Raw genomic sequence first — 26,883 nt, 5'->3', positions numbered from 1 at the left:
TACGTAACAAGTCATCATCCGAGAAAATTTATGTCTATTCAAGTTTATGGCATACCCAATTGTGGAACCTGCAAAAAAGCGATCGCTTGGTTAGACAATCAAGGAATTGCCTACGAATTTATCAATACCAAAGACTATCCGCCGTCTCGAACTGCGATCGCCGAATGGGTAAACGCATTAGGGGAAAGATTAATGCGAAATACATCTGGGCAATCCTATCGATCTCTGGGCACCGAAAAAGATACATGGTCACATATCCAATGGATTGAAGCCTATGCCAAAGATTCAATGTTGCTAAAACGCCCTTTATTTGTCAAAGATGGTAAGGCGATCGCGATCGGATTTAGAAATCCTGAAGAAATCAAGCAAAAACTAGCCTAAAAATTATCCTAAATGAGGGAGCGTTCTCTGCACGCTCTCATTCTCAAGAGTGATAGTAATTATTCATTCAACTAACGTAATATTAGATTATTAATTTAATGAGCGTTAAATTATCTGTAAAAAAATCAATATCGGTATAAAAACATGAGCCAAAGACTAAAGCGATGGGAATCCCCACGCAAAGAAGGTCGAAACGATAAAGGCAAAGGTGGTTCTGCTCGCCAACGCCAAAAGAAAAAACAATTGCAAATGCTTCGTAAAAAATTAAAAGCAGGAATCAATCATAAAACAAAAAGAGATGGCGCTAGCGTCATCTCTTTTTTGTATTTAACAAAGGGTTCTCTAGGCGAGGCATTTGTTAAAGCGTAACCACAGGAACCTGTTGAGCAAAGTCTGTATCACCAACTTTGTTGAAATCAGTCTCACCAAAAATTGCATTTTCAAATTTGTAATGCTTAAATTCCAGAATGTTGCCTGAATTATCAGCCAAGAAAAAGGTTCGATGCTCTAAAGGAGTATCTACAAAGCGAACTTTTGGTTTTTGATAAAATTGAAGACGCTTATCGTGGACTTTTTCTAACAGAGCCATCCAGTTATTTTCGGAATAGAAAACTAACCCGAAATGTCGCGGATAGATGCCACGTTGAGAATCAATATTCTCGTGATCAACATGCGCTACCAACTGGTGACCATACAAACTCATGATCAGCGAGTCGCTTGACTCGCGTCCTGCCAAACAACCCAAACCATCAATATAAAAAGCTTTGGTGCTTGGAATATCTTTTACTGGAAATGCGAGATGAAAGAGGATCTTGGTCATGTTGCCGTATTTTCTAGCATAAGTTTGGTGCGCTTGAGTTTATCAGGAACTTCAATCGGATATTTCCCAGTAAAACAAGCTGTGCAAAAATGCGTGGTATCAATTTGTGTCGCTTTTAACATTGCGTCGTGACTGAGATACGCAAGCGTGTCAACCTCAATCTGTTTGGCGATCGCCTCGACAGAATTGTGTGAAGCAATCAAATGATCTTGCGAGTCCGTATCAATACCATAAAAACAAGGGTGAGTAACGGGCGGCGAAGAAATACGCATATGTACCTCAATTGCGCCAGCTTCACGCAGTGCTCTTACTATTTTACGACTCGTCGTTCCCCTTACGATCGAATCATCGATCACAATTACCCGTTTACCCTGCAAAACATCCTTGAGCGTATTTAGCTTCATGCGGATTCCAGCTTCTCGCATCGCTTGGGTTGGCTGAATGAAAGTCCGTCCCACATAGCGGTTTTTAATCAAAGCCTCACCATAAGGAATTCCTGACTCTCTTGAAAATCCTATCGCCGCAGGAATACCTGAATCTGGCACACCGATCACAATATCGGCTTCTACAGGACTTTCTCTAGCTAATGCGCGACCGATCCGCAGTCTATAAGTATAAAGACTTTCATCATGCATGACACTATCAGGTCTTGCAAAATAGATCATCTCAAATACACATAGCTTCGGCTTAGCCTCCTCCCATTGTAAAGATTGAATCCCATTTTCTAGCGTAATGATCACCAGTTCCCCAGGCAAAACCTCACGCACATAATCAGCGCCAATAATATCTAAGCCGCAAGTCTCGGATGACAGAACATAAGAACCATCTTCAGTTTTGCCAATTACCAAAGGACGAACACCATAGGCATCTCTTGCTCCAGCGATCGCATTAGGCATCGCCATTACTAAACTAAAAGCCCCATGGCATCGACGCAACGCTGTTACGATCGCCTCTTGCAAATCCTTGCCCTCTTCTACTGCCTCACCAACAGCAAAAGCAATTCCTTCAGAATCGGTAGTTGATTCGAGGGCGTGACCCTGTGCCGACAGTTCGCCGCGTAACTCAGTTGCATTTACCAAATTGCCATTGTGAGCAAGGGAGAAATCGCCTAGTCTGGTATTTACGACAATCGGTTGAGCATTGCAAACCTTGCTCGAACCTGTAGTCGAATAGCGATTATGCCCAATCCCTAATGCTCCCTTCATTTCAGAGAGGATCGTTTCATTAAATACTTGGGCAACTAATCCCATCGCTTTATGTGTATGGGTCGTACCCTGCTCATCGTAGACAGTAATACCTGCTGATTCCTGTCCACGATGCTGTAAGGCATACAGCCCAAAATATACGAGCTTAGCAACATCCCCTTCTGCTGCCAGTACTCCAAAAACACCACAAGCTTCCTGTGGTTTGTCAGCCTCGATGTCATTATTAAAATCTAGATCGTCAAAATCTCTATGATTTGTAAGGTTTTTAGGTATCTCATCAGCAAAAACAGAATGGTCAGAATGGTCTGGCAACATAGCAGTTATACGCAATACATTAGTTTGGTAGAAGAGAAAAGCCCCTTCTTAGATCGTACCAGTGTTAAGCATTTCTTAACCAAAATTTAGTAAGCCAAACCCAGAAGAGAGAGTGCGCCGTGAAGCGGCGCACTCTCTCTTCTGGGTTTTAATTTGTCCTTTTGCCCTGTAAACTTAATTACGAGGTTGTGTAGTAAGACACAACTAAACTTATATTTTGTTTTCTGGTTCTAAATCAATTCTAGAACGTAACGAAGTCTTAATAGTTATAAAATTTAGGTAATAGGTATTTCTACGCATGGATAGTACAATCAGTCTTGAGATTATTGAGGTCGTTGAACAAGCGGCGATCGCATCTTCTAAGTGGATGGGTTTGGGCAAAAAAGACGAAGCCGACGAAGCCGCAGTTGAAGCAATGCGCGAACGTATGAACAAGATTCATATGCGCGGACGTATCGTCATTGGCGAAGGTGAGCGCGACGAAGCACCTATGCTATATATCGGCGAAGAAGTTGGTATCTGCACACAGACAAATGCTGCCGAATTCTGCACCATCGAAGAATTACAAGAAATCGATATCGCTGTTGACCCTTGCGAAGGTACAAACCTAGTTGCTTACGGTCAAAATGGCTCGATGGCAGTTCTTGCCATCTCTGAGCGTGGCGGATTGTTCCAAGCTCCCGACTTTTATATGGACAAGCTAGCTGCGCCACCTGCGGCAAAAGGTCATGTAGATATTCGCAACACACCTACCAAAAATTTAAAAATTCTTTCAGAATGTCTAGATCGTGCGATCGAAGAATTAGTCGTTGTCGTTATGGATCGTCCTCGTCACAAAGGCTTGATTGCTGAAATCCGTGCTGCTGGCGCTCGTGTACGTCTAATCAGTGATGGTGACGTATCCGCCGCAATTTGCTGTGGTTTTGCTGGTACTAATATCCATGCTCTGATGGGTATCGGGGCTGCTCCTGAAGGTGTTATCTCGGCAGCCGCGATGCGTTGTTTGGGTGGACATTTCCAAGGTCGTTTAGTTTATGACCCAGCCGAAGTTAATACTCCTGAAAGCGCTAAGTGGACCCGCGAAGGTAACTTGGCTCGTCTTAAGGAAATGGGCATCACTGATGGCGATAAAGTCTATGATGCTAACGAATTGGCTTGTGGCAAAAATGTCTTATTTGCTGGTTGTGGCATCACCCCTGGTACTTTGATGGAAGGCGTGCGCTTCTTTAGCGGCGGTTGCCGTACTCAGTCTTTGGTTATCTCAACTCAATCCAAGACTGCTCGTTTCGTTGACACCATTCACCTGACAAGCGACAACCCTAAAACTATCAATCTGCGCTAATTATATAGAACTGCCAGCGCCGTAGGCTCTGTAAATATTAACCGAAAAGATGAGAGGCAACGCTTTGCGCCGCCTCTCATCTTTTCGGTTTTAAAGAATGACGACATCTATATTACAGAAAGTTAAGGAGTAATAAGTACCTACTACACTGGTAGCTATCTCCTGATAAGCTCTTCCAATAAGATAATTTTTTCCAGTCCTAAATAAGAAACGCATTTACGATATGAATATTGCAGTTGTTGGCTTGAGTCATAAAACGGCGACTGTGGAAGTAAGGGAAAAGTTGAGTATTCCCGAAGATCGCATGGAAGCTGCGATCGCTCAACTAATGAGCTATCCGAGTATTGAAGAAGCTGCCATCTTAAGCACCTGTAACCGCTTAGAGTTATATGTAGTTACTAACGAAGCCGAAAGTGGTATTCGCGAAATTATGCAGTTTCTTTCAGAGTTTAGCCAACTACCTCTACAGTATCTACGTCGCTATCTGTTTATTCTGCTTCGTCAAGATGCCGTAACTCACCTGATGCGAGTTGCTTCGGGTTTAGATAGTCTAGTGCTTGGCGAGGGACAAATTCTCGCGCAGGTCAAAAATACCCATCGCCTCGCCCAGCAAAATAATGGCACAGGTCGGATTCTCAACCAACTTTTTAAACAGTCTCTGTCTGCGGGTAAGCGCGTTCGTACTGAAACCGAAATTGGAACAGGTGCAGTGTCGATCAGTTCGGCAGCAGTCGAGCTGGCTCAAATCAAGCTCGAAAATTTATCTGATAAGCATACGACAATCGTCGGTGCTGGCAAAATGTCTCGCCTGTTGGTAAAGCATTTGATTTCTAAAGGAGCGAAAAAAATTGCGATCGTGAATCGATCGCGCGATCGCGCTGCGGCGATGCTTAAGGAATTTGAGGCTAGCGATGCGGAGTTTGATATCCGTCCGTTAGATCAAATGTTAGATTGTGTGGCAATCTCCGATCTCGTATTTACTAGTACTGCTTCGACTGAAGTGATCCTTAATCGCCAAAATCTCGAAGCGATCGCCAGAAATCACACTGGTTTGACCCTCGTTGATATTTCTGTACCCCGCAATATCAGTTCCGATGTCAAAGAATTGCCAAACACTAGAGCTTACAACGTCGATGATTTGCAGGCGGTGGTAGCAGGAAATCAAGAAAGTCGTCGTCTAATGGCGATGCAAGCTGAGATTTTGCTGGAAGGTTGTGTGTCTGAGTTTGACATGTGGTGGCGATCGCTAGAAACTGTACCCACGATCAGCAAGCTCCGTCAAAAGTTAGAAATCATTCGCGAGCAAGAAATGGAAAAAGCTCTATCTCGCCTCGGTAATGACTTTGCGGACAAGCATCAGGATGTAATCGAGAGTATGACTCGCGGCATTATCAACAAGATCTTGCATGATCCGATGGTGCAGTTACGCGCTCAACAAGACATCGAGACGCGCCGCCGTGCGATGCAAATGTTACAAGTACTTTTCGACCTAGATTCACCATCTAGCCAATTCAAAGAAGGGTAAATAAAAAAGCCGCCTCAAGGCGGCTTTTTTATTTACGTAAACTGTAGTCAGTGGCATAGTTGTAGGAGATATTCAAATGACCACGTTATTACGCATTTCTCAGATTGAGATCCCCGAAGGACAAAGTACGATCCTACATGATATTGACTGGCCACAATTTGAATCTATTCTTGATGACCTAGGCGAAAAGCGTAGAACAAGAATTGCTTACTTAGACGGTGTATTAGAAATTGTTATGCCCTTGCCTGAATATGAAAAAATTAAAGTCCTACTTGCCGACTTTGTAAAAGCATTGCTTGACGCAATGGAGCTAGACTTTGAAGGCTATGGCTCTACTACATTCAAAGCCAAGGCTAAACGGGCAGGGCTAGAGCCTGATGAATGCTTCTATATTCAAAATAATGTCGCCATGAGGGGAATCCGCAAACTTAATATGGCTATTGATCCGCCTCCTGATTTAGCGATCGAAGTGGATGTTACTTCTAAGACTAAGTTTAATGTGTATCGCGCCCTCGGCGTACCTGAACTATGGCTATACGATAAAACACTCAAAATTTATATCTTATCTGATGGTGAATATCTCGAATCAGAACTTAGCCCTACTTTTGGCAATATCCCTGTGCGCGATATCATTCCTCAGTTTCTAGAACTTAGCGTCAGCGAAGGACGCAGTGCCGCAATGCGTGATTTTCGTGCTTGGATGCAAACAAACCTATCCTCACTTTTCTTGTCTAAAGAATGATTGTGTTTGCATCATCGACTAAAGTAAACTTTTGTTAACACATTTAAAAATCTCTTTTAAAAACTAAAGGTAAAGTGATGGGCGCAACTAAAGTGACGGGATTTGCTGGTGGATCTGGTCAATCTAAAAAGAAGAAAGCACCCAACAAGCGTGAGGCGGCTGCTAGTAAATATGATGAGATGAAGGGTAAGGGGTTGCCTGAGTTCAATATTTTTATCCGCATCAAGGGTAAAGAATGGGTTCCTGCGGGTTCGATGGCAGTGGAACGTAGCAATAAAATTAGTCAGGCTATTTTTCAACAGGAAGCGGAGTTATTGAAAGGCGCAATCCGTTTGTATCCTATTTTGCGGAAGTTCAAAGACAATTTGGAATATGGCTATCGTTTGAAAGAGTTTCCTGACGAGGAAGTTACAGTCGCGATTTTGCCTGATCCGACAATTGGCGATAAGTTGAAGTATGCATTCACTAAGGCGAAGGAATATTTCAATAGCGTAACTAAGAAGAAGGAAACTAAATAGACAAGTAATTAGAACTAATTTTAGAGAATTGGTGGGGCGGCTTTGCCGCCCCACCAATTCTGTTTTTATAGATGACTTATTTGGAACTCATTGACTTTGGCAAAGGAACTAGTGGCTCTTCCATAGCAATTAAGATTGGTTCTTGTTTTACTTGGGTAGGAGCAGGAGACTTAATACTGTTTGCAACTGGGCTAAATTGAGGGCTAGAGTTGAATGTGAACATCGAACTGAATACTCCAAGCACAGCAGCAACGGATATACCAATACCTGCTAATTTCCATTTGCGACGCTGCGATCGCTTGTCAATCTCGGCAAAGACACGATTAATCATCACATCTGCCTCTGTTTTGGCCGATGAATGTGCTGCTACAGGCACTGGTAGATCGATTAGTGATTGCCGCAGCATTAGTTGTTGTTGATAGAGACGACGGAAATCAACATCATTGGACAACCACTGTTCGACAAGTTGCTCTTCAGCTTCAGTTACTTCGCCATCTATATACGCACTGAGTAACTCAAAGCGCTCCTCTGGAATAATCATAGAACTATTAAAAATTTGGTTAGCACTCATAACTTAAATACACCCCTCGTTACAAATTTGACAAATAGGGTTGTAGTTGCGCTTGTAGCTTCAATCTTGCTCTAGCTATACGTGATTTTACTGTACCAAGCGATACACCTGTTAATTCAGAAATTTCTTCATAGGATAAACCTTGGATTTCCCTTAACACGATAGTTTCACGGAAGCTAGAAGGTAAATCTTGAATAGCTTTGCGAAGTTGTTCATAAAACTCCTGCGTAGACATGTTGTCTATCGGACTAGGGCCAGCGCTAGGCAAGTCCCAAGTCATTTCATCACCATCGCCAGACATAAATGGCGCGTCGAGGGAAACTGAGTTGCCAACGCGTTTACGCTTACGCAACTCGTCATAGAACAAGTTTGTAGCAATCCGACTCAGCCAACCACGAAATTTTTCAGGCTCTTGCAAGCGCTTGATATTGCGATATACACGCAACCAGACTTCTTGCGCAAGATCAGCACGATCTTGCCAGTCAGGAGCGAGTTTATACAAAACTTGATCGACATAGGATTGATTACGTCGCATGAGTTCTGCAAACGCAGACCTACTGGTTTGCGCTTCGGTTTGGCACAGTTGTACCAGTTCAACGATGGGGAGCTTATCAACGGACACGGAGTTGGAGGGCGCGTACCCTCCGATGCTGGTTGACCAAGATAGGCTATAACTCATCAATTACTCGCTCCTACTGAACTTGAATCTGCACATGACTTGAAAAGTCTGTGTCTTTATGTTCAAGTTTTAGGACGAAGAGTTGAAAAAGTTTGTTCCTATCAAAATAGAGCTTTACTTGATATATAGCACTTTGTAGATTCACTGAACCCACAGATTTTCTGAGAAAGTCCTGCATGGCAGGACTTTCTCAGAAAATCTGTCATTAATCAATGCAAAGTACTGTAAGTTTTACCTAAATTCAGGTTTTATCTAAATATCGATGATTTAAAGATATTTCAAGAGGGATAATAGCAGTTAGTTTGGATGTTTTTGTTAATTCATAGATTTCCTTAGATTTTTGATCTGATTTTTTTACTTAAATATACTTAGTACTTAGATTTACTTATGCAGCGATCGCAATGGATATCGGTTTTTACTGGCGTTGTCGCCGTAATTTTGGGTTTTGGCTATTTGATTTTGGTGCAGTTACTCGATTGGCGCGGCGGTGAGATGCTGCCCGCTCCTGTCGATTTGTCCTTTCTTTTTTAATATTCGTAGAGCGCGTCGCTCTCTAATTCGTGGATTTAATATATTTAGAGGGAGGCGATTTGCGCCTCCCTCTAAATTCGTAGATTTTATGAAACTAACCAGAAAAGGTCATTACAGTGTGAAGGCGATGCTTGATCTGGTTGTTTGGGCAAAACGCAAACCAGCTTCGGTTCGCGAAATTAGCGATCGCCAATCTATCCCAGCACCATATTTAGAAAAAATTTTGATGGCTCTTCGCAAAGCGGATTTAGTTGAGTCAGTTCGTGGGGTACAAGGTGGATATAAGCTAAAGCGATCGCCTAAAGACATCTCTCTGGGCGAAATTTTGGCGGCAGTGGGCGAAGATACTTATCCCTTACCCAGACTAAAGCCACAGGAAAAACTTGCCTCTGATTGGGTAACATTTGCACTTTGGCAAAGACTTGATCGGAAGCTTAAGGATGCTCTTTATAGTATTTGTTTGGAAGACTTATATTATGATGCTCGCAGTTGGCAAGCATCCCAAGGACAAAGTGCAGGATTTATCGTGTGAATCTTATTCACTAGAAATATTTTCTAACTCATCGGCAATTAGATCCTGAAAATCATCACCACAATGAGCATGTAAGTGAATTGCTGAAGCGTTTAATTCTGCTAAAACATCAACAAGCTGACTATCACTTAGATTTGGTAATTGAAGCTGATGGATAAGTGTGATCGCTCTTTGGCATTCGATTCCCAATTCTGAGATTAATGTGTTTAATGTGCGATCTTTAATCGATATTGGTCGATATGTAGGTAGGCTATCTACTGGTAAATCTGTAACCTGCATATTTATCTCCCTAATCTTTTAGTTGCCTTCTCAATGCCTTTTTCAAAGGCGCGAATCTCTGTTTGCCAGTGACGGATTAATCCTTGATCGGGATAGTCTTTTTCTAACTCCCTAATAATTTTCACTTTGTGTTCATCAATTCTTTGATTAAGAGATCTAATAGATTTTTCATGGTTTTTCTTGCCCATTACTTTTGTCTATCAAGCAATATTTTAGCTTCACCCTATAGATTGTTTAAGTTTTTAGGCAGATTTGCTGCGAATTTGACGCATGAGGTTTGCCATCTCGATCGCACCCATGCCAAACTCCCATCCCTTATTACCTTTGATGCCAGCGCGTTCTAGAGCTTGCTGCATCGTGTCAGTGGTTAACACCCCAAAAATAATCGGTACACCAGTCTGAAAAGAGGTTGCGGCTACACCTTTAGAAACCTCATTCGCCACATAGTCAAAATGTGGGGTATCCCCGCGAATGACTGCTCCTAGGCAAATGATCGCGTCATAACGACCCGAAGTTGCTAATTCTTTTGCGACCATCGAGATTTCGAGGCTCCCAGGAACCCAAGCATAATCAACTTGGCTGCCCGTCTCCGAGACATCAACACCATGTCGCAGAAGCGAATCTTGACATCCTTGCAGAAGCTTACCGACGATCAGGTCATTAAACCGCGCTACGACGATCGCAAAGCGCAAACTGTCTGTATTAGTAAAGCTACCTTCAAAAACGGTCATAGAATTAATTTATAGCGATTTTCAAATGATTAATCAAAGGAGAAACTCCCAAAAACTTTGCTCAGCAAGGCTTTTGGGAGTTTGTTATAAGTTTATTAGCTAGATCTAAGCTACAAAAGCGTTCAAAATGCCGATGACAATTACGAATGCTAACCAAATTAGAGAGCCAAGAAATAAAAGTGGCTTTGTTTGGTTCCAAGAGCTAGGGGATGCGTAAGCTACAGGTACACCAATCACCAAAACGAAGGAAAACAATACAAAAGCAGCCAATAAAAGTTGGAATAGAATAGTCACTTTATTTAAACTCCGAATACTAAAACAAGATACTAAGAAAAATCCTTTACACCAAATTAGCAGAAAATGCGTCTCTCTTCAGTTTGAGGTAAATGAAACCAGCAATTCTCATCATGAAAATTGGTTTTGAAGAAAGTCCGCTGGCGGCGGACTTTCTTCAAAACCAATTTTATTTAAAGAGCTCCTGCAGCAGTGCGATCGAGTACTCCTTCAGATAGGTGAGTGGTAATATTCCCAGACTGTAGAACTGGAGAACCCTTTGCACCTTGAGGATAATCGATTACACTTACTCCACCATTTCCTTGCTTAAAGACCCAAAATTGTTCAGGTGTAAAGTCAAATAATAGACAAAGAATCGCTTTGTTTACAGCATCATGGGCGACAACTAAAGCAGTTTCACCAGCAGGAACTGAATCGACAATTTTTTGCCAAACGATCGCTACCCGATCCCATACCTCTTGCAAATTCTCGCCCTCAGGCATTTGTACGGTTTCGGGCTGAGCTTGCCAGAGAGCTAGTTGCCCCGCAAACTCAGCCTCGATTTCATGCTCAAATTTGCCCTCCCATAAGCCATGGGAAATTTCTTTGAGTTCATCAAAAAGCTCAAGCTTGATCTGGGGATGCTTGTTTAAAATTTCTAAAGCAGTATCTTTAGGTCGCAACATGGGGCTGCTAAAGGCTTTATCGATTTTAACTTTTGCTAGAAATTCACTGGCGCGTCTAGCTTGAGCATGACCATTATTATTAAGTGGCACATCGATTTGTCCTTGAAAACGTTTTTGGCGATTCCACTCAGTTTCACCGTGACGGACTAGCAATAAACGTGGCCCGTTGTGATTTTTCTTAACAGCAGGTAATGGTGAGCCTGAAATATCCTCAAGATGGCTGGCGAGATTGAGGGATTCAAGTTGTACCCCGTCAGCGATGCTTGCACCTTGAAAATTAAGGATACTAATAGCGCAGTTGACTTGCTGAATATTGTGATAGAGGCTAACGGGAATACCGATCGCTGCACAAATTAAAGCGCGATTAATACCACTGTGCCCCACTAGTAAAATAGTTTTACCTTGGTGTTTAGGTAAAATTTCTGACCATAGAGTTTTGGCTTGTTCAAATAAGTCGAGAATTGGGTAGCGATCGCCTAACTGAAATTTTTCTGGCTCGTTTTGCCAGAGATAATATTTCTCAGGGAACTGTTCTTTGACATCATGAGCGATCATCGATTCCCACTCGCTAAGATCAATCTCTAATAAATCTTCAGTGGTAATTAACTCAGGAGGATTAAAATTTTCAGACAAAATGAGTCTGGCGGTATGCTGAGCGCGGACTAAAGGGCTAGCATAGGCAACATCAATACTAAGACTTGCCAGAGCTTTTCCCGCTAGCTTAGCTTGCTGTTTGCCCTTATCGGTCAAGACAGACTGCAATTCTGGGCGATCATAATTACCCCTACCTTGGATTTTACTAAGGATGTTGAAATTACTCTCACCGTGACGGACGATAACTACTCGCGTACTCAGAACCTTACCCTCATTTTCTTCACTTTAAGTTTTGGGATACGGCTGCGCCTTATCCCTGACACAACTATCAATATTAAAACACTATTAAGAAAATGTAACGCTCAATGCTGCGCTATAATACTACGATAGGCTTAAGCTGGCTGTTAGCTAAAACGCATCTAGCTGCTAGTTAAGCGATCGAGCTTACAAACCATAATCATAAACTTGAATCATCAAGTACGCTGTTTTACCTACAGGCTGAATGCTTTAGGCAAATGGTGTAAGCACCTTTTAGATAGTCTAATAAAAGCCAGTCTAAGAAATAACTTAATTCTTTTAACGAAACCCCACCAATTTTCCATACAAAGCAATATGTCTCGTTATCGTGATGTCAGAGCAGGCACAGCGACTAATTACTAGCTTCGGTACATAGCTAAGTAGTTGGTTGACGATAGAGACAGGTTGCAATCGAAATTTTTTTCTTGTTTTCGTTATTGGTATGTTCTGTTGTGAAGCCCCTATAAAGACTCTTTGAGTCTATTTAAGTAGGCGCAATTAAATATAAAAAAACAAAACCTGTGCCGTTCGCGCAGCGGGCATCATAGGTTTTGATTCTAAGTTTTAATTATGCCGATTTACTTAAATAAAGGGTTTGAAAGATGTTTTTTTTAATATTTTTATATGAAGTTTAGAAAAAATTTTTTCAGTTAAGTTCTTAGGCTGGCTCTTTTGAATCGAAGAAATTCTGAGGAAATTGAATGCCAAAGCAAATAATTATTGCCGAGCAGTATCGAATTGCTGCTGTATTTAGCGAAGATCAAATTGAAGAAATTGTTGTTGCCGCAGGAACTCACCAAGTTGGGGATGTTTACTTGGGCGTTGTCGAAAATGTTTTAACTAGTATTGATGCGGCGTTTGTAAATATTGGTGACGGCGATCGCAATGGGTTTATTCACATCACTGACCTTGGTCCTTTGAAAATGCGGCGATCGTCTGGTTCAATCAGCGATCTAGTCGTACCGCAACAGCGTGTGCTTGTGCAGGTAATGAAAGAGCCAACGGGTAACAAAGGTCCCCGCTTAACTGGAAATATCTCCTTACCAGGTCGCTATGTAGTGCTATTGCCCTTTGGTCGTGGCGTAAACCTATCCCGCCGCATTCGCAGTGAGGCGGAGCGTAATCGTCTGCGCGCCCTTGCCATTTTGGTTAAACCAGCGGGTATGGGTATTCTGGTACGCACTGAGGCAGACGGAATGCCTGAGGAGCAGATTATTGAAGATCTCGATAATTTGCAACGCCAGTGGGAAGGCATTCAGCAAGATGTCGCCACTACGCGCCAGCCGACTTTGCTCGATCGCGAACGAGATTTTGTCCAACGGGTTTTACGAGACCTGTATAGCACTGAAGTTAATCGGATCGTTACCGATACTAGTGATGGTCTACGCCGCATTAAACAACATTTGCTGGGCTGGGGTGACGGCAAAATTCCTAGCGGTTTGATGTTGGATCACCATCGTGAACGCACACCAATTTTAGAATACTTTCGTGTTAATGCTGGCATTCGTGAGGCACTCAAGCCTAGAGTCGATCTGCCCAGTGGCGGCTACATTATTATTGAGCCAACTGAAGCCTTAACCGTAATTGATGTTAACTCTGGCTCATTTACCAAGTCCCAAACCTCCCGCGAGACGGTGCTGTGGACAAACTGTGAAGCTGCTGTAGAGATTGCTCGTCAAGTGCGTCTACGAAATATTGCTGGCGTAATTGTGGTGGACTTCATTGATATGGACACTCGCCGCGATCAATTACAGCTCCTTGAACATTTTAATAAATCTTTGAAATCGGACAAATCTCGTCCTCAAATTGCTCAGCTTACGGAGTTGGGGCTAGTGGAGCTGACACGTAAGCGTCAAGGTCAAAGCATCTATGAATTGTTTGGTCGTCCTTGCTCTACCTGTGGTGGCTTAGGACATTTAATGCATTTACCTGGGGAAGCAGCAGGACAACCTGTTGATGCGACATCACGGACTTGGGAATCGAAGCAATCTAATCAGCTTGATTTTACCTCTGAGTATGAAGATGGGGATTCTGATTTGGGTGGTGGGCTGGAACCTAATTTGGTAAACCATCCGAGCTATCAAGAGCGTGGGAATTTGCGTAGACGCGGTAAACGGGCGATGCTTAACAAGGATTCACGCGAGTCTCGTGAGCCAGAAAAAGTTGCTCCTGCCGTAGATGTGCGATCGCGCTTTGAGCCGCGCATTGAACCGCTGATTGAGCCACGTTTTGAGCCACGCATTGAACGTGAAATTGTAGTTGATCGGTCAGTTCCAGCTAAATTGTCTTTGCCTAGCATTGCTAGCAATATTCCTGTAGCTAAGGCGATCGCTGAGCCGAGCGAAGAATTGGTTGAAGTAACTGATGATGTACCTGTAGTTACTGCTGAAAATTTACCTGAGCGTCCTAGTAAGCGCGAAATTCGCACCAAAGTCATTGAGCCACCAGAGTTAATTGTGGTGGAGATGACTGAAGAAGAGCAAGATGTCTATTCACTAATCGGCGTTTCTCCTCTGGTACTGCTAGATCGCGAGGTTAAAGATCCTCGTAACGTAATTGTGACAGTTGCTTTGCCAGGTCAGGCTCCTAAGATTGCGAATAGCATGGGTAACCTGCGATCAAGTGCCGAATCAAATCATGAATCAAGCGCAGAATCAGAATTTGATTCAAACACTGAAACAAGTAATTCGGCAGAAGCTCAAGAAGATGACTTTGCGGAAAGATTTGCAGAGCCAGAAATTACCGAGTTGCCATCTGAAGTGGTCGCCAGTATTCCAGTCGTTAGCCCTGTCAAGGCTAATGGCACTTCTAACGGAGTAATTTTGAGGGTGAATCGGGCGCAGCCACTTGAGTCAACAGATACGGATGAGAATTCTGATCTAAGAGGTGAGCCGTCAGAAGCTTCCAAAGAATTTGTGCCAATTCAATCTCCTGAAGCTTCACGACGTAAGCGATCCTCCGCTTCACAAATCTAAAAAAGGCGGCGCAGAGCGCCGCCTTTTTTGGGTTTAAAAGACAAGATCAATTTCTAGCTTTTTAAGATTGATGGCATATAGCATATAACCAGATATTTCTGAAGTAGCGATCGCTAATAAATTACTATCAACTGGCGCGATCGCTGTCACTTCACCATCAATAATCAAGTTATTAATATTATTACCGCGCAAATCTAACAACATCAAAATTGTCTGATCATCATTGTAATTTGCCGTAATCGCATATCCCCAAGGCGTTGCCACCATAAGTAAGGCTTCGTATCCTAGGGGAATCCTTATAAGTCGATAAGGAGTGAGATCGAGCAAAAAGATATTTTTATGATTACCAGCTTCTAGCAAAAGTACGCGATTGTGAGTAAATGTCGCAATCCCAGAAGCGATCTCTACGGGCAAAGCTAATCGATACATAACATTACAGCGTCGAGAAATGACGATTGCCCGACTTTCATTAGTTTCTGGCTTATTTGCGATCGCTAACAAATGATGTTGATCGAAGGCAATAATGCAGATTAAGTCTCTAGTGGCAAACTCCAAGCGCATAGCTCGGTTATAGACTAAATTTCGGATTTCTAATTGTTTACCCGTAGATATTGCAAACCAGTCGCCATTGGGAGAAATTGCCCATTTAAAAGGTTGCACTGAATGATGTAAAGATTTTGGCTTGCCTTGACCAAACTGATAGATTGCTCGATTGGTAATCACAAATAAAGTCTTACGGGCAAAAGCGATCGCCTCAATCTCATATTCAGATTTAGCGACTTGTTCTGATTGATCAAGGCTCAAACTATGCCAATGCAAAAGAAAACTGGAAGTGCTATAAAAACGAGATTTTTCTGCGCCAACTAGCCCAATAATTTTTGCATCTATTTGTTTCTGAGCGAAATGTTGGGACTTTTGAGAAAAGAAAACTGTCGCACAACTCTCGGCATCAAGCCCCGTTTTAATCTGGCTAAAATCTTCAGTACGAAGTGCCGCTAAATCCTGCCGCATCTCTTGGGCTGAAGTGTATCGGCGCTTTGGTAGTTTTTCGAGTGATTTTGTAATAATCTTGGCAAGCGATTGGGGCAAGCGATCGGGAATAATGATCCGATGATTTAAATGAGCATTCATTAATTCAGTGGGCATTCCTGAAAAAGGACGCTTACCAACTAAAAGCTCATACAAAATAATCCCAACTGCATAAAGATCTGATCCTGCCGAAAACTGACCATAAAAACGTTCAGGAGCCATATATCCTGGTGAACCAGTATTGTTGCTATCAGTTCCTATTTCTTGACTGAGCCGAGCAATCCCAAAATCGGAAATTTTTGCTTGCCATCCCTTAGATGTAATTTTTAGCAATACATTTTCAGGTTTGATATCGCAATGAATAATATTTTCCCCATGGGCATGTTCTAAGCCCAGCAGAATCTCATTAATTAAATCTAAGCATTGCTGCACTGATAATGTCTTGCTGTGGTTCATTAGATCCCTTAATGTCCCGCCCTCACAGTAGTCCATCACTAAATAGCGATAATTTTGGTGATGCATAAGTGCAGTGCAAGTAACAATATTTTCATGCTGTAAAGTCAACAAAAAACGCAGTTCGCGTAAGAGCTTACTAGTGGGAAATCGCTTGTGCTCTAGTTCCTTAAGCGCGACCAATTTACCTGTATCTCGCATCCGCGCACACAAAACCTTGCCAAATTGCCCCCTGCCAACTAAACCCAAGATCCGATATTTAGAGAACTGTGAGGTGGATTTTTCATTCATACGGGCATAATCATGTCTCTGAAAATTTATAACTAGTTTTGAGAGAGGTTACGCTTAGCGTAACCTCTCTTAACCCAAAAAACTTAAACAGAACTGACGTTAAGCTTAACAATATTCTCTAAAATCACGAAGCTTAACATTTCGTTGCAAAACAACTAGAGAGATGTCCAAAGATTGTCGATATCATGGTAGGAAGCGATATATAAAACGTAATATTTCTCAATCAAATCCTTAGTCAAATTTATGAGTCAAGCTTCTGCATCCGCCGATGTCCCCAGCATGGGTCGTCGCCAATTTATGAACTTAATTTTAGGGGGGGCTGCGGCAGTAACCACCCTTGGTGCAGCTGTACCCTTCCTAGCCTATTTTGTACCACCTTCACGTGGCGGTACTGGTGGTGGTGTTGCGGCTAAAGATGCTCTTGGTAATGATGTGGTTGCTTCGTCTTTCTTAGCTAGTCATCAAGCAGGAGATCGCGTACTTGCCCAAGGACTCAAAGGCGACCCCACTTATATTGTCGTTACCGACAACAAAGAAATTGCTTCTTATGGACTAAACGCAGTTTGTACTCACCTTGGTTGCGTTGTACCTTGGAATGTTGCCGAAAACAAATTTATGTGTCCTTGCCATGGATCTCAGTACAACGCTGAAGGTAAAGTTGTACGTGGTCCTGCGCCACTATCTCTCGCTCTTGCCCATACAACTGTCTCTGACGATGTTGTGCAATTTAGCACTTGGACAGAAACTGACTTCCGCACCAACGAAGCGCCTTGGTGGTCTTAAAATAAAGGGTTAAGGATAGTCGGCGCGGAGCGCCGTCTATCCTTAACAGATCCAAATTAGTCTTTGAAATACATTTGAACTTATACATGAAAAAAGCTTTGTTCCGTGCCAACCGTTTGATTGTGGGAGTCAGTCTTTGTATCCTCACAAGCTTAACTTTACTATTTGGATTAAATACCGAATCTGCTCACGCTTATCCTTATTTTGCACAAGAAGCATACAAAAATCCTCGTGAAGCCACTGGGCGTATCGTTTGTGCTAACTGTCACCTAGCCCAAAAAGGGATTGAATTAGAACTACCTCAAGCAGTTCTTCCCGACACTGTATTTGAAGCCGTTATCAAACTCCCTTACGACCACACCAAACAACAAGTAAGTGCTGATGGCAGTAAAACAGGTTTGAATGTTGGTGCAGTTTTAGTATTACCTGAAGGCTTCAAGATTGCTCCTGAAGATCGCTTGTCTGAAGAACTTAAGGAAAAAGTCAAGGACACCTATTACCAACCCTATAGCGATACTCAAGAAAATATCGTCCTAGTTGGGCCAGTATCTGGTGATGATTATTCGGAAATTGTTTTCCCTGTACTTGCTCCCGATCCTGCTAAAGATAAGAACATTCACTTCTTGAAATATTCAGTAAGTGCTGGTGGTAACCGTGGTCGTGGGCAGGTTTATCCTACTGGTGAAAAGAGCAATAACAACGAATATAACTCTTCGGTTTCTGGTCTAGTTACTCAGATCAGCCCGATCGTACCAAATGAAGATGAAGGTATCTACGGTGGTTATGAAATCTCTATACAAACTACCGATGGTAGTATTGCCGTTGAGAAGGTTCCTGCTGGTGCTGAACTTGTTGTAGAGCCTGGGAGTGATGTTGGGGTTGGTTCTCCGCTAACTACAAATCCTAATGTCGGTGGTTTTGGTCAGCATGATGGTGAAATCGTACTTCAAGATCCTCGCCGCATTCAGTGGTTGCTAGCATTCTTTGCTTCTGTAATCGTTACCCAAATTTTGTTGGTATTGAAGAAGAAGCAAGTCGAAAAAGTCCAAGCTGCGGAAATGAACTTCTAAAAGTTAATTATAAAACAAGGGGCTTAAGCCGCTTGTTTTATCAAGAAAAAAGCAGCACCCTCTGGGTGCTGCTTTTTTCTCTCTTAAATAAATTCACCAAATTGCGTCAAGACTTAAAATAAATTCAGGCAACACATCTTCACCTGAAAGAAAATTAGGAGACTTTAAAACTTCTACGGGTTGACCAATCCGATAAATTTCTACTTCTTGATCTTGGCGATTGATCAGCCAGTCTATCCTTGCACCGTTATCTTGATATTCCTGCATCTTTGCTTGAGTGACTTTGAGACTATCGCTCGGAGACATCAACTCAATCACAAAATCTGGACAAATTGGGGCGAATTTTGCACGTTGTTCTGGCGTTAAGGCTTCCCAACGCTCTTTTAAAATCCATGAGGCATCAGGAGAGCGATCGCAACCATTGGGGAGTTTAAAGCCTGTTGAAGAGCCAAAGGTGAAGCCTAACTTAGTTTTGCGATTCCAAATTTCTAAATCTGTGATAATTCCAGCACTACGCATTCCTGTTTCACCGCCTTCTGGAACCATAATCGTCATATCTCCTTGAACGTTGCGCTCAAACCTAAGGTCGCTATTTTTGCGGCAAAGTTGATAGAACTGCTCATCGGTGAGATCAATTACAGAATCTAGGCTGATGGTTAAAGCGTTCATAGATACTTAGCAAATTTTGAGCCTGTGATCTGATTTTATCGCTACTGCCAAACAAAAAGCGGCGCATCGCGCCGCTTTTTGTTTTAGATTGTGGAAATTTCTTTTTCTTTTTCGGCTGTAACCTTATCGATATTTTTAACGAACTTATCCGTTAACTTATCTACTTGCTCTTGTTGGCTTTTAGAATCATCTTCAGAAATTTCTTTTGCCTTTTCTAGCTTCCGCAATGAGTCGATCGCATCACGGCGCACATTCCGAATCGCAACTTTGCCTTCTTCAGCAAGTTTAGAAACCATTTTCACCAAATCTTTACGGCGATCGGTCGTTAATGGCGGAATATTTAGACGAATACTGACGCCATCATTGTTTGGGGTTAGACCAATGTCCGACTCAGAGATTGCCTTCTCAATTGCTCGCATACTACTGCGATCAAAAGGCTGAATCATCAAGGTTGTAGAATCAGGCGAAGAAATATTTGCCAACGCCTTGAGATGCGTCTCCGCACCATAATATTCCACCGTAATTCGATCTAATAGCGAAGCATTAGCACGCCCCGTTCGCACACTATTAAAATTGTGCTGGGTCGCTTCTACAGCTTTCTGCATTCGCGCCTCAACATCAGTTAATTTCACAAGAGCCTCCAACATAAGTACCAATCGATTCTCCCATGATGACGCGACGAATGTTACCTGTAACACCGAGATCGAACACAATAATTGGAATACCATTTTCTTTGCATAACGCAAAGGCAGTAGCATCCATTACTCGTAAATCATGGATCAGCGCATGGTCGAAACTAACAGTTTGAAAACGTTTTGCATCAGGATTTTTCTTCGGGTCACTGTCATAAATGCCATCAACTTTAGTTGCTTTCAGGATCACTTCAGCATTAATCTCAGCTCCACGTAAAGCTGCTGTCGTATCAGTGGTGAAATAAGGATTACCTGAGCCTGCGCCAAAAATAACCACCCGATTGTTTTCAAGGTGGCGAATGGCCCGGCGGCGGATATATGGTTCAGCGATCTCTTGCATAGCGATCGCTGACATTACTCTTGTCTGAATCGGTTCATCCAGATGCTCAAAAGCATCTTGCAAAGTCAGCGCGTTCATCACCGTGGCAATCATGCCAATGTAATCAGCCGTGGCACGATCCATCCCTTTGTCAGCACCGTTAATACCGCGAAAAATATTACCGCCACCAACAACGATCGCTACCTCAGTCCCATCTTTGACAATTTCGGCAACTTGTAGGGCAATATCTTGGACAACTTCAGGATCGATACCAAAGCTGCGATCTCCCATGAGAGCTTCGCCACTGAGCTTTAGTAAAATGCGTTTATATTTCGGTATTGTAGATGCGCTTTTAGTTTCTTTGGCAATTTCTGCTGTAGTTGCATTCATGTTTCATTCCTAACTGATTATTTTCTAGCGCGATCGCTTTTTATTGTTTTCTCTCTAGACAAGACGTACCTACATACCATTACAGTTTCTACGGCAAATGGCTTAATTTTTACTAACGGTTTTAATCAGTCACATAATCTGGATTGCGATCGGCCTCTTGATCGACTGTTTGCAGAGAAGCATTGGAGAAATCTGTACAATTCAAATTTGCACCATTTAGATTTGTTCTTAGTAAAAATGCACCTTTAAAATTAGCTTTATAGCAATTGGATTTACTAAGATTTGCACCATCTAGACAGGCTCGACCTAGCTGAGCATCAACCAGAAATGCGCCATTGAGATCGGCATCTTTTAGGTTTGCATCATTAAGATTGGCATTGCTTAGATTCGCCCCACTTAGATCAGCTTTTGCCAATAAAGCATCACTGAGATTGGCTGCATACAAATTTGCACATGAAAGATCACATGCAGAGAAATTTGCATGACTAAGATTGGCTTCACTAAAACTTGCCCCACTTAGATTAGCGCCTTCAAGATTAGCTCCATTTAGTTTTGCCCCATCTAAGTTTGCTCCTTTCAAAAATGCTTCTGCGAGATTTGCTCCCTCTAGGTTGGCTCCGACTAGAGACACACAACTTAAATTGGCTCCCGTCAAGTCAGAGTTGGCAAGACTCACCGCATTGAGATTTGCGCCTGTTAAGTCTGCATCTCTTAGATTTGCTCGTTCCAACCGAGCACCATGCAAATCAGCCTTAATCAGACTAGCACCATTTAGATCCGCATCACAGAGATTTACGTCACTAAGGCTAGCGCGATATAGGACGGTTGTACTTAGCTTTGCACCATATAAATTTGCTTCATTTAAAGTGGAGCAGGATAGGTTCGCTTCGCTTAGATTGGCATTAGCCAGATCGATCGCGGTCAAACCCATACCGCTGAGATTTTCACGACTGAGATCGGTATCACTAAAATCTCGAAAGCCTTGATTATAGCGATCGACTAGTTCTCTAGCTTTCATTACTCTTTCACACCATATTGTTACGTGGAACCCTCACCCCTAGCCCCTCTCCCAAAGGGTGAGGGTCTGGTTCCCCTCGCCCTTTGGGAGAGGGGGGTGAGGGTCTAAAAACTTTTTATTTGTCTGTAGGCAAAATTGCGCCTGTCATATTTGCTCCATCCAAATTTGTCCACAACATAAAAGCCCCTCTTAAGTTTGTCCACAACATAAAAGCTCCTTTCAAGTTTGCGCCTGTTAAGCTGGCTCTAGTAAGATTGGCACGATTGAGATTGGCGCGATTTAAACTAGCTCCGTTTAATACTGCTTCATCTAGATTTGCACCAGTCAAATTAGCTTCATTTAAAATTGCATTATGTAAATTGGTACGGATTAAGTATGCTCCACGTAGATCAACATTACTTAAATCAGCTCCACTTAAATTCGCGCCCATCAAATTTGCACCGCTCAAATTTGCGCCACTAAGATTGGCATTAGAAAGATTAACCCCGTTTAGGTTCGCGCCACTGAGGTTAGATTTCATCAAAAATGCGCCTGTCAGATTTGTCCAACTCAAATCCGCTTCAGTCAAGTTGGCTTCGTTCAAATTTGCCCAACTCAGATCAGAACCAACTAAATTAGCTTTTTCTAAGTTTGAACCCAGTAAATTTGCCCAGCTCAAGTTAGCGCGACTAAGTGAACCACCACTCAAATTTGCCTCGACAAGATCGACGGCATTGAGATTTGCTGCATTTAAGATTGCGCCACAAAGATCGACTCCGTGTAATTCTGCCCCTGTGAGATTGGCTTCCGTCAAATCAACATTCATCAAACAAGCTTGACTAAGATTTGCACCACTGAGATTTGCCTTGATCATCAGAGCCCCTGTGAAGTCAGAATCACTGAGATCGGCTCCCAGTAAATTCGACTCAATAAAAAATGCACCATTCAGCTTAGCGCGACTGAGATTTGCACCATTGAGACAAGCTCCTGTGAGGGTGGCAAGACTAAGATCGGCGTTTATCAAAGACGCGCTAGTTAAATTGGCTGAATTGAGATTGGCGGCAACTAGATAAGCTTCATTGAGACAGGCTCGTTGTAGATCCGCCTTGATTAAGAAAGCTGATGTAAGATTTGCTTCAGTTAAATTTGCTTCGACTAGATTAGCTCGGTTGAGATCGGCTCGATGAAGAAATGCACCTGTGAGGTTCGCTTTGGAAAGCACCGCATCTGCAAGCTTGGCGTTACTAAGATTAACGCGCTTGAGATCTGCTCCCTTGAGGTTGATTCCTTCTAGGCTTGATTTGGTAAGATTTGCTTTGGTAAAGTCGGTAAGATTCACGCCTGCCTCATTTTGATTCGTTGTACTCGTTACATCTCAAGAAGATTTTTAGACATATTCTTAAATCGAATTAATTAAATATGTAAGCGTTCTTTAGTTCTCCTTGATTTGGCTTGACAAGATGGCTGCGTCTCAATTTTTAGGAAGTAGCGGCGCTTAGCACCGTAATTTATAACTTCTAATAGAATATTCTTATAAAGTTAAGACGCTTTGCGTCGTGCTTTATAACTTCTATAAATAGAATACATTAGGAAAATGAAGATGCGATCGCCTTGCAATATTTGGCTTAGATACTAGAGTTTTGATAACGAATGACAAACACAGATTTACAAACTGATTTACAAGAAGTTATTCAGCCTGCCTTAGATCGGATTTTAGGTAAGGTTTATTTAGTTGGAGCGGGGCCTGGTGATGCAGGATTGATGACACTTAAGGGCAAATCCTTGTTAGAAACTTGTGATGTAGTGCTTTACGATGCTTTGGTTAGTGATGAAATCCTTGCCATGATTAACCCGATCGCGGAAAAAATTCATGCAGGTAAGCGGCGCGGCAATCATTCGCTATTGCAAGAGGAGACTACTCAGTTATTGATCGAGAAGGCACAAATACACGCGATCGTGGTGCGCTTGAAGGGTGGCGATCCGTTTATATTTGGGCGTGGTGGTGAAGAGATGGCAGATTTGAGATCGGCTGGGATTGCGGTTGAGGTTGTTCCAGGGATTACGTCAGGGATTGCGGCACCTGCCTATGCAGGAATTCCGCTTACCCATCGCGATTTTAGTTCGTCAGTAATTTTTGTGACAGGGCATGAGTCGGCTGGGAAATATCGACCACAGATCAATTGGACGGCGATCTCCCAAGCTGCCGAGACGATCGTCGTGTACATGGGATTACATAATTTAGGTGAAATTGTCCCTAAAGTCATCGCGGCTGGCCTACCTGAATCCACGCCTGTAGCTTTAATTCGCCAAGGAACACGCGCCGATCAGTCAGAATTAACTGGCTGTTTGGGTAATATTGTTAAGCTTGTGCAAGAAAGTAACTTCGCCCCACCTGCGATCGCAGTCATTGGTAATATTGTAAACTTTCGAGATGTCTAATACTGGTGGCTCTTCACAAGGCTCCCTAGTTTTCAATATATGGAAAAAAGCTAATGAATATAAGTAAAGTGAGTATTCCTGCCGAAATCGAGAATAATAACCATCGACTGGAAGTTCAAATACAGGACATTTTAGAAGCGATCGCTGCCACAGAGTCATTTGTCTCTGAGATGGACTTTATGCAGTTTAGTTGCGATCAAAAAACAATTTTTGCTGTAGAAAGGGCGATCGGTCTCATCGGTGCAACTGCGAAGCGGTTGCCGATTAGTTTTATGGATAAGTATCCCCAAATTAATTGGCGACGTTTGACGAGTGTTGGTGATAGCTTGATGTTTGGATATTTAGAAGTGGATCTCAATACTTTGTGGGAGTTGATTCACCAAGATGTGCCGTTTATTAAAGAGCTAATGCAAAAGGCGATCGCAATTTTATAGAGCTAGATCTAATTATTTTTCCGATCGACCGAATCAATAAAATTTAAAAAGTGTTGCTTAGCAACACTTTTTAAATTTTATTGATTCGGTTTTGCGTGCAAAGCGCCCTAAATGCCAACTCTGCGTTGATATATAATTAATGTAATTATTTACAAATCTTAAAAATTACTATATGAGTGAAGTTACTAACCCTCTTCTAATTGGTAAAGGTTTACCCCCATTTCCAGACATCAAGCCCGAACAGGTAATTCCTGCAATTACCCAATTGCTCGAAGAAACTAGCAAGGGATTGACCGAACTGGAAGCCAATATTCAGCCTACATGGACTGGTTTAGTCGAGCCACTAGAGCGTTTGACTGAGCGCATTGGGTGGGGTTGGGGTGCGATCGAGCATTTACTGAGTGTCAAAAATAGTGCCGAATTGCGCGAAGCTCATAAGGTAGTGCAACCTAAGGTAATTGAATTTTTTAATCGCTTTAGCCAGAGCCAGCCAGTTTATAAAGCCTACAAAGCAATTTATGGATCATCGGAGTGGGATAACCTTGACCCAGCCCAAAAACGTATTGTCGAAGCTGCGATTCGAGATGCAGAGTTATCGGGTGTTGGTTTAGAAGGCGAATTAAAAGAGAAGTTCAACGCGATCCAAATGGAACTTGCCGAACTCTCTACTAATTTCTCAAATCATTTGCTAGATGCCACTAAAGCTTTTAGCATGACTTTGACTCTAGCCGAAGAGATTGCAGGTTTACCGCCTAGCCTTCTCGCCCAAGCTGCACAAGCTGCTCGTTTAGACGGTGATAACAAAGCCACACCTGAAAATGGACCTTGGTGCATTACCCTTGACTATCCTAGCTATGTTCCATTCATGCAGCATAGCCGTCGCCGCGATCTGCGAGAGAAACTCTATCGCGCCTTTGTCAGTCGTGCAGCCAGTGGTGAGTTCGACAATTCTCCGTTAATCGATCGCATTCTGGAATTGCGTAAGCAAAAGGCAGAACTGCTGGGATATCCGACCTATGCGGAACTCAGTCTTGCTCGCAAAATGGCTCCCAATGTTGAGGCAGTTGAGAAATTACTAGAAGAATTACGTCAGTCCAGTTATTCTGCTGCCGTGGAAGAATTTGCAGAATTGAAAGAGTTTGCCAAGGCGCAAGGTGAAACAATTGAACTCAAGCATTGGGATACCTCCTATTGGGCGGAACGTCAACGCGAAACTAAGTTCAACTTCACTGTAGAAGAATTGCGTCCCTATTTCCCTCTTCCTCAAGTTTTGGAAGGTTTATTTGCCCTTGTGAAGCGCTTGTTTGGTGTGACGGTAGTTGCGGCAGATGGCAAAGCTCCAATCTGGCATGAGAGTGTCCGTTTCTTTGAAATTCAAAACGAACAAAATCAAGCGATCGCCTATTTCTATCTCGATCCCTATAGTCGTCCTGCCGAAAAGCGTGGCGGTGCATGGATGAATGATTGCATTGGACGAGCTAAAGTAATCGAAGATGGCAAGCCCATTACCCGTCTGCCTGTTGCCTATCTAATTTGTAACCAATCCCCTCCCGTTGATGGTAAGCCTAGCCTAATGACCTTTGGCGAAGTAGAAACTCTCTTCCATGAATTTGGACATGGTTTACAGCATATGCTGACTAAGGTTGATTATTCAGGTGCTTCAGGTATTAACAATGTGGAATGGGATGCGGTGGAGTTGCCCAGTCAGTTTATGGAAAACTGGTGCTACGATCGCGCTACTTTGTTTGGCATGGCGAAACACCATGAAACTGGTGAAACCCTGCCTGAGTCCTATTACCAGAAGCTAATCGATTCCAAAAACTACATGAGTGGTTCAGGTATGTTGCGTCAGTTACATTTCAGCCTTGTGGATATTGAACTGCACCATCGTTATCAAAGCGGCGGCTCGGAAACTCCGATCCAATTGCGATCGCGCATTGCGGAAACCACAATGGTAGTTCCGCCTTTGCCAGAAGATAACTTCCTCTGTTCCTTCGGTCATATCTTCTCAGGAGGATATGCTGCAGGTTACTACAGCTACAAGTGGGCGGAAGTCCTCAGCGCTGATGCCTTTGCTGCCTTTGAAGAAGTAGGACTCGAAAATGATGATGCGATCGCATCAACAGGTAGGCTCTACCGCGATACGGTGCTTGCACTTGGTGGTAGCAAACATCCAATGGAAGTCTTTAAAACCTTCCGAGGACGTGAGCCAAGTACAGTTCCTTTGCTGCGTCATAGCGGTTTGGCCAAGGTATAAAAAAAGAAGAGTCAATGGATAAATTACCTCTTCATTTAATGTCTGTCTGAGATATCTATTTAGA

The 26,883-nt window shown here is 42.8% G+C and carries 28 protein-coding genes and 1 pseudogene; 14 read left to right on the top strand and 15 right to left on the bottom strand.

What is annotated here, in order from left to right; genetic code table 11:
• The first annotated feature begins 30 nt into the window (after positions 1-30).
• The gene (locus tag APA_RS14020; protein ID WP_201322885.1) at positions 31-381 is read left to right on the top strand and encodes a Spx/MgsR family RNA polymerase-binding regulatory protein; all 351 of its coding nucleotides are present in this window, start codon (positions 31-33) and stop codon (positions 379-381) included.
• A 144-nt stretch (positions 382-525) separates the two neighbouring features.
• On the top strand, positions 526-750 hold the full coding sequence (locus APA_RS14015) for a hypothetical protein (RefSeq protein WP_201322884.1): 225 nt from the start codon (positions 526-528) through the stop codon (positions 748-750).
• Here the strand turns inward: APA_RS14015 and APA_RS14010 are convergent.
• Positions 740-1,201 (bottom strand): VOC family protein, encoded by a 462-nt coding sequence (locus tag APA_RS14010; protein ID WP_201322883.1) that lies wholly within the window; start codon positions 1,199-1,201, stop codon positions 740-742. The genes APA_RS14015 and APA_RS14010 overlap by 11 nt on opposite strands.
• Positions 1,198-2,721 carry an amidophosphoribosyltransferase gene (gene purF, locus APA_RS14005; RefSeq protein ID WP_201322911.1) on the bottom strand — a complete coding sequence of 508 codons (1,524 nt, stop codon included), beginning with the start codon at positions 2,719-2,721 and terminating at the stop codon, positions 1,198-1,200. The genes APA_RS14010 and purF overlap by 4 nt, the downstream gene beginning before the upstream one ends.
• Positions 2,722-3,019: 298 nt before the next feature.
• Between purF and glpX the strand changes: the two genes are divergently transcribed.
• From glpX to APA_RS13985, 4 genes are all read left to right on the top strand, one after another.
• Positions 3,020-4,063, top strand: a complete 1,044-nt coding sequence (gene glpX, locus APA_RS14000) for a class II fructose-bisphosphatase (RefSeq protein WP_201322882.1) — start codon at positions 3,020-3,022, stop codon at positions 4,061-4,063.
• 223 nt (positions 4,064-4,286) lie between these two features.
• Positions 4,287-5,588: a glutamyl-tRNA reductase gene (locus APA_RS13995; RefSeq protein WP_201322881.1), complete on the top strand. Its 1,302-nt coding sequence runs from the start codon at positions 4,287-4,289 to the stop codon at positions 5,586-5,588.
• A 76-nt stretch (positions 5,589-5,664) separates the two neighbouring features.
• Positions 5,665-6,330 carry a Uma2 family endonuclease gene (locus APA_RS13990; RefSeq protein WP_201322880.1) on the top strand — a complete coding sequence of 222 codons (666 nt, stop codon included), beginning with the start codon at positions 5,665-5,667 and terminating at the stop codon, positions 6,328-6,330.
• Positions 6,331-6,407: 77 nt separating this feature from the next.
• Positions 6,408-6,848 (top strand): HHL1-like protein, encoded by a 441-nt coding sequence (locus APA_RS13985; protein WP_201322879.1) that lies wholly within the window; start codon positions 6,408-6,410, stop codon positions 6,846-6,848.
• Positions 6,849-6,924: 76 nt separating this feature from the next.
• On the opposite strand, the gene APA_RS13980 is transcribed toward APA_RS13985, so the two are convergent.
• Both APA_RS13980 and APA_RS13975 read right to left on the bottom strand, forming a co-directional pair.
• Entirely contained in the window at positions 6,925-7,389 is a 465-nt protein-coding gene (locus APA_RS13980) for an anti-sigma factor (RefSeq protein ID WP_201322878.1), read from the bottom strand.
• A 49-nt stretch (positions 7,390-7,438) separates the two neighbouring features.
• Positions 7,439-8,098, bottom strand: a complete 660-nt coding sequence (locus tag APA_RS13975; protein WP_201322877.1) for a sigma-70 family RNA polymerase sigma factor — start codon at positions 8,096-8,098, stop codon at positions 7,439-7,441.
• 387 nt (positions 8,099-8,485) lie between these two features.
• Between APA_RS13975 and APA_RS13970 the strand changes: the two genes are divergently transcribed.
• Entirely contained in the window at positions 8,486-8,629 is a 144-nt protein-coding gene (locus APA_RS13970) for a hypothetical protein (protein WP_201322876.1), read from the top strand.
• Positions 8,630-8,717: 88 nt separating this feature from the next.
• Positions 8,718-9,161, top strand: a complete 444-nt coding sequence (locus tag APA_RS13965) for an Rrf2 family transcriptional regulator (protein WP_201322875.1) — start codon at positions 8,718-8,720, stop codon at positions 9,159-9,161.
• Positions 9,162-9,164: 3 nt separating this feature from the next.
• Here APA_RS13965 and APA_RS13960 read toward each other — a convergent pair whose 3' ends face one another.
• From APA_RS13960 to APA_RS13940, 5 genes and pseudogenes are all read right to left on the bottom strand, one after another.
• Positions 9,165-9,440, bottom strand: a complete 276-nt coding sequence (locus APA_RS13960; protein ID WP_201322874.1) for a hypothetical protein — start codon at positions 9,438-9,440, stop codon at positions 9,165-9,167.
• 2 nt (positions 9,441-9,442) lie between these two features.
• Positions 9,443-9,628, bottom strand: a complete 186-nt coding sequence (locus tag APA_RS13955) for a hypothetical protein (RefSeq protein WP_201322873.1) — start codon at positions 9,626-9,628, stop codon at positions 9,443-9,445.
• A 57-nt stretch (positions 9,629-9,685) separates the two neighbouring features.
• Positions 9,686-10,171, bottom strand: a pseudogene (ribH, locus tag APA_RS13950) (6,7-dimethyl-8-ribityllumazine synthase); the annotation flags it as partial.
• 105 nt (positions 10,172-10,276) lie between these two features.
• Entirely contained in the window at positions 10,277-10,465 is a 189-nt protein-coding gene (gene psbZ, locus APA_RS13945; protein ID WP_072143510.1) for a photosystem II reaction center protein PsbZ, read from the bottom strand.
• Positions 10,466-10,638: 173 nt separating this feature from the next.
• Complete coding sequence (locus APA_RS13940) at positions 10,639-11,985, bottom strand: histidine phosphatase family protein (protein ID WP_201322910.1); 1,347 nt, start codon at positions 11,983-11,985, stop codon at positions 10,639-10,641.
• Positions 11,986-12,722: 737 nt separating this feature from the next.
• Here APA_RS13940 and APA_RS13935 point away from each other — a divergent pair.
• Positions 12,723-14,996 carry an Rne/Rng family ribonuclease gene (locus APA_RS13935; RefSeq protein ID WP_201322871.1) on the top strand — a complete coding sequence of 758 codons (2,274 nt, stop codon included), beginning with the start codon at positions 12,723-12,725 and terminating at the stop codon, positions 14,994-14,996.
• Positions 14,997-15,029: 33 nt separating this feature from the next.
• On the opposite strand, the gene APA_RS13930 is transcribed toward APA_RS13935, so the two are convergent.
• Entirely contained in the window at positions 15,030-16,769 is a 1,740-nt protein-coding gene (locus tag APA_RS13930; protein WP_201322870.1) for a serine/threonine-protein kinase, read from the bottom strand.
• Between the two features lie 243 nt (positions 16,770-17,012).
• Here APA_RS13930 and petC point away from each other — a divergent pair, with 243 nt between their 5' ends.
• Together petC and APA_RS13920 are read left to right on the top strand one after the other, a co-directional pair.
• Complete coding sequence (gene petC, locus APA_RS13925; RefSeq protein ID WP_201322869.1) at positions 17,013-17,552, top strand: cytochrome b6-f complex iron-sulfur subunit; 540 nt, start codon at positions 17,013-17,015, stop codon at positions 17,550-17,552.
• Positions 17,553-17,638: 86 nt separating this feature from the next.
• Entirely contained in the window at positions 17,639-18,622 is a 984-nt protein-coding gene (locus tag APA_RS13920; protein ID WP_201322868.1) for an apocytochrome f, read from the top strand.
• A 93-nt stretch (positions 18,623-18,715) separates the two neighbouring features.
• Here APA_RS13920 and APA_RS13915 read toward each other — a convergent pair whose 3' ends face one another.
• The 5 genes from APA_RS13915 to APA_RS13895 all read right to left on the bottom strand — a co-directional run bounded on the left by APA_RS13915 (position 18,716) and on the right by APA_RS13895 (position 23,028).
• Positions 18,716-19,291 (bottom strand): Uma2 family endonuclease, encoded by a 576-nt coding sequence (locus tag APA_RS13915; protein WP_201322867.1) that lies wholly within the window; start codon positions 19,289-19,291, stop codon positions 18,716-18,718.
• Between the two features lie 83 nt (positions 19,292-19,374).
• Positions 19,375-19,923 carry a ribosome recycling factor gene (gene frr / locus APA_RS13910; RefSeq protein ID WP_201322866.1) on the bottom strand — a complete coding sequence of 183 codons (549 nt, stop codon included), beginning with the start codon at positions 19,921-19,923 and terminating at the stop codon, positions 19,375-19,377.
• Positions 19,910-20,692, bottom strand: coding sequence for a UMP kinase (gene pyrH, locus APA_RS13905; RefSeq protein ID WP_201322865.1), 783 nt, complete (start codon positions 20,690-20,692; stop codon positions 19,910-19,912). The genes frr and pyrH overlap by 14 nt, the downstream gene beginning before the upstream one ends.
• Positions 20,693-20,813: 121 nt before the next feature.
• Entirely contained in the window at positions 20,814-21,710 is an 897-nt protein-coding gene (locus APA_RS13900; protein ID WP_201322864.1) for a pentapeptide repeat-containing protein, read from the bottom strand.
• A gap of 115 nt (positions 21,711-21,825) precedes the next feature.
• Positions 21,826-23,028, bottom strand: coding sequence for a pentapeptide repeat-containing protein (locus APA_RS13895; protein ID WP_201322863.1), 1,203 nt, complete (start codon positions 23,026-23,028; stop codon positions 21,826-21,828).
• A 311-nt stretch (positions 23,029-23,339) separates the two neighbouring features.
• On the opposite strand from APA_RS13895, the gene cobA reads away from it, so the two are divergent.
• The 3 genes from cobA to APA_RS13880 all read left to right on the top strand — a co-directional run bounded on the left by cobA (position 23,340) and on the right by APA_RS13880 (position 26,819).
• Complete coding sequence (cobA, locus tag APA_RS13890; protein WP_201322862.1) at positions 23,340-24,128, top strand: uroporphyrinogen-III C-methyltransferase; 789 nt, start codon at positions 23,340-23,342, stop codon at positions 24,126-24,128.
• Between the two features lie 53 nt (positions 24,129-24,181).
• Positions 24,182-24,562 (top strand): DUF86 domain-containing protein, encoded by a 381-nt coding sequence (locus tag APA_RS13885; protein WP_201322861.1) that lies wholly within the window; start codon positions 24,182-24,184, stop codon positions 24,560-24,562.
• Between the two features lie 172 nt (positions 24,563-24,734).
• The gene (locus tag APA_RS13880; RefSeq protein ID WP_201322860.1) at positions 24,735-26,819 is read left to right on the top strand and encodes a M3 family metallopeptidase; all 2,085 of its coding nucleotides are present in this window, start codon (positions 24,735-24,737) and stop codon (positions 26,817-26,819) included.
• Positions 26,820-26,883 lie beyond the last annotated feature (64 nt).

It is taken from the genome of Pseudanabaena sp. lw0831 (genome assembly GCF_016584665.1).
GTDB lineage: Bacteria > Cyanobacteriota > Cyanobacteriia > Pseudanabaenales > Pseudanabaenaceae > Pseudanabaena.
This window is presented reverse-complemented; position numbering and strand designations above follow the sequence as displayed.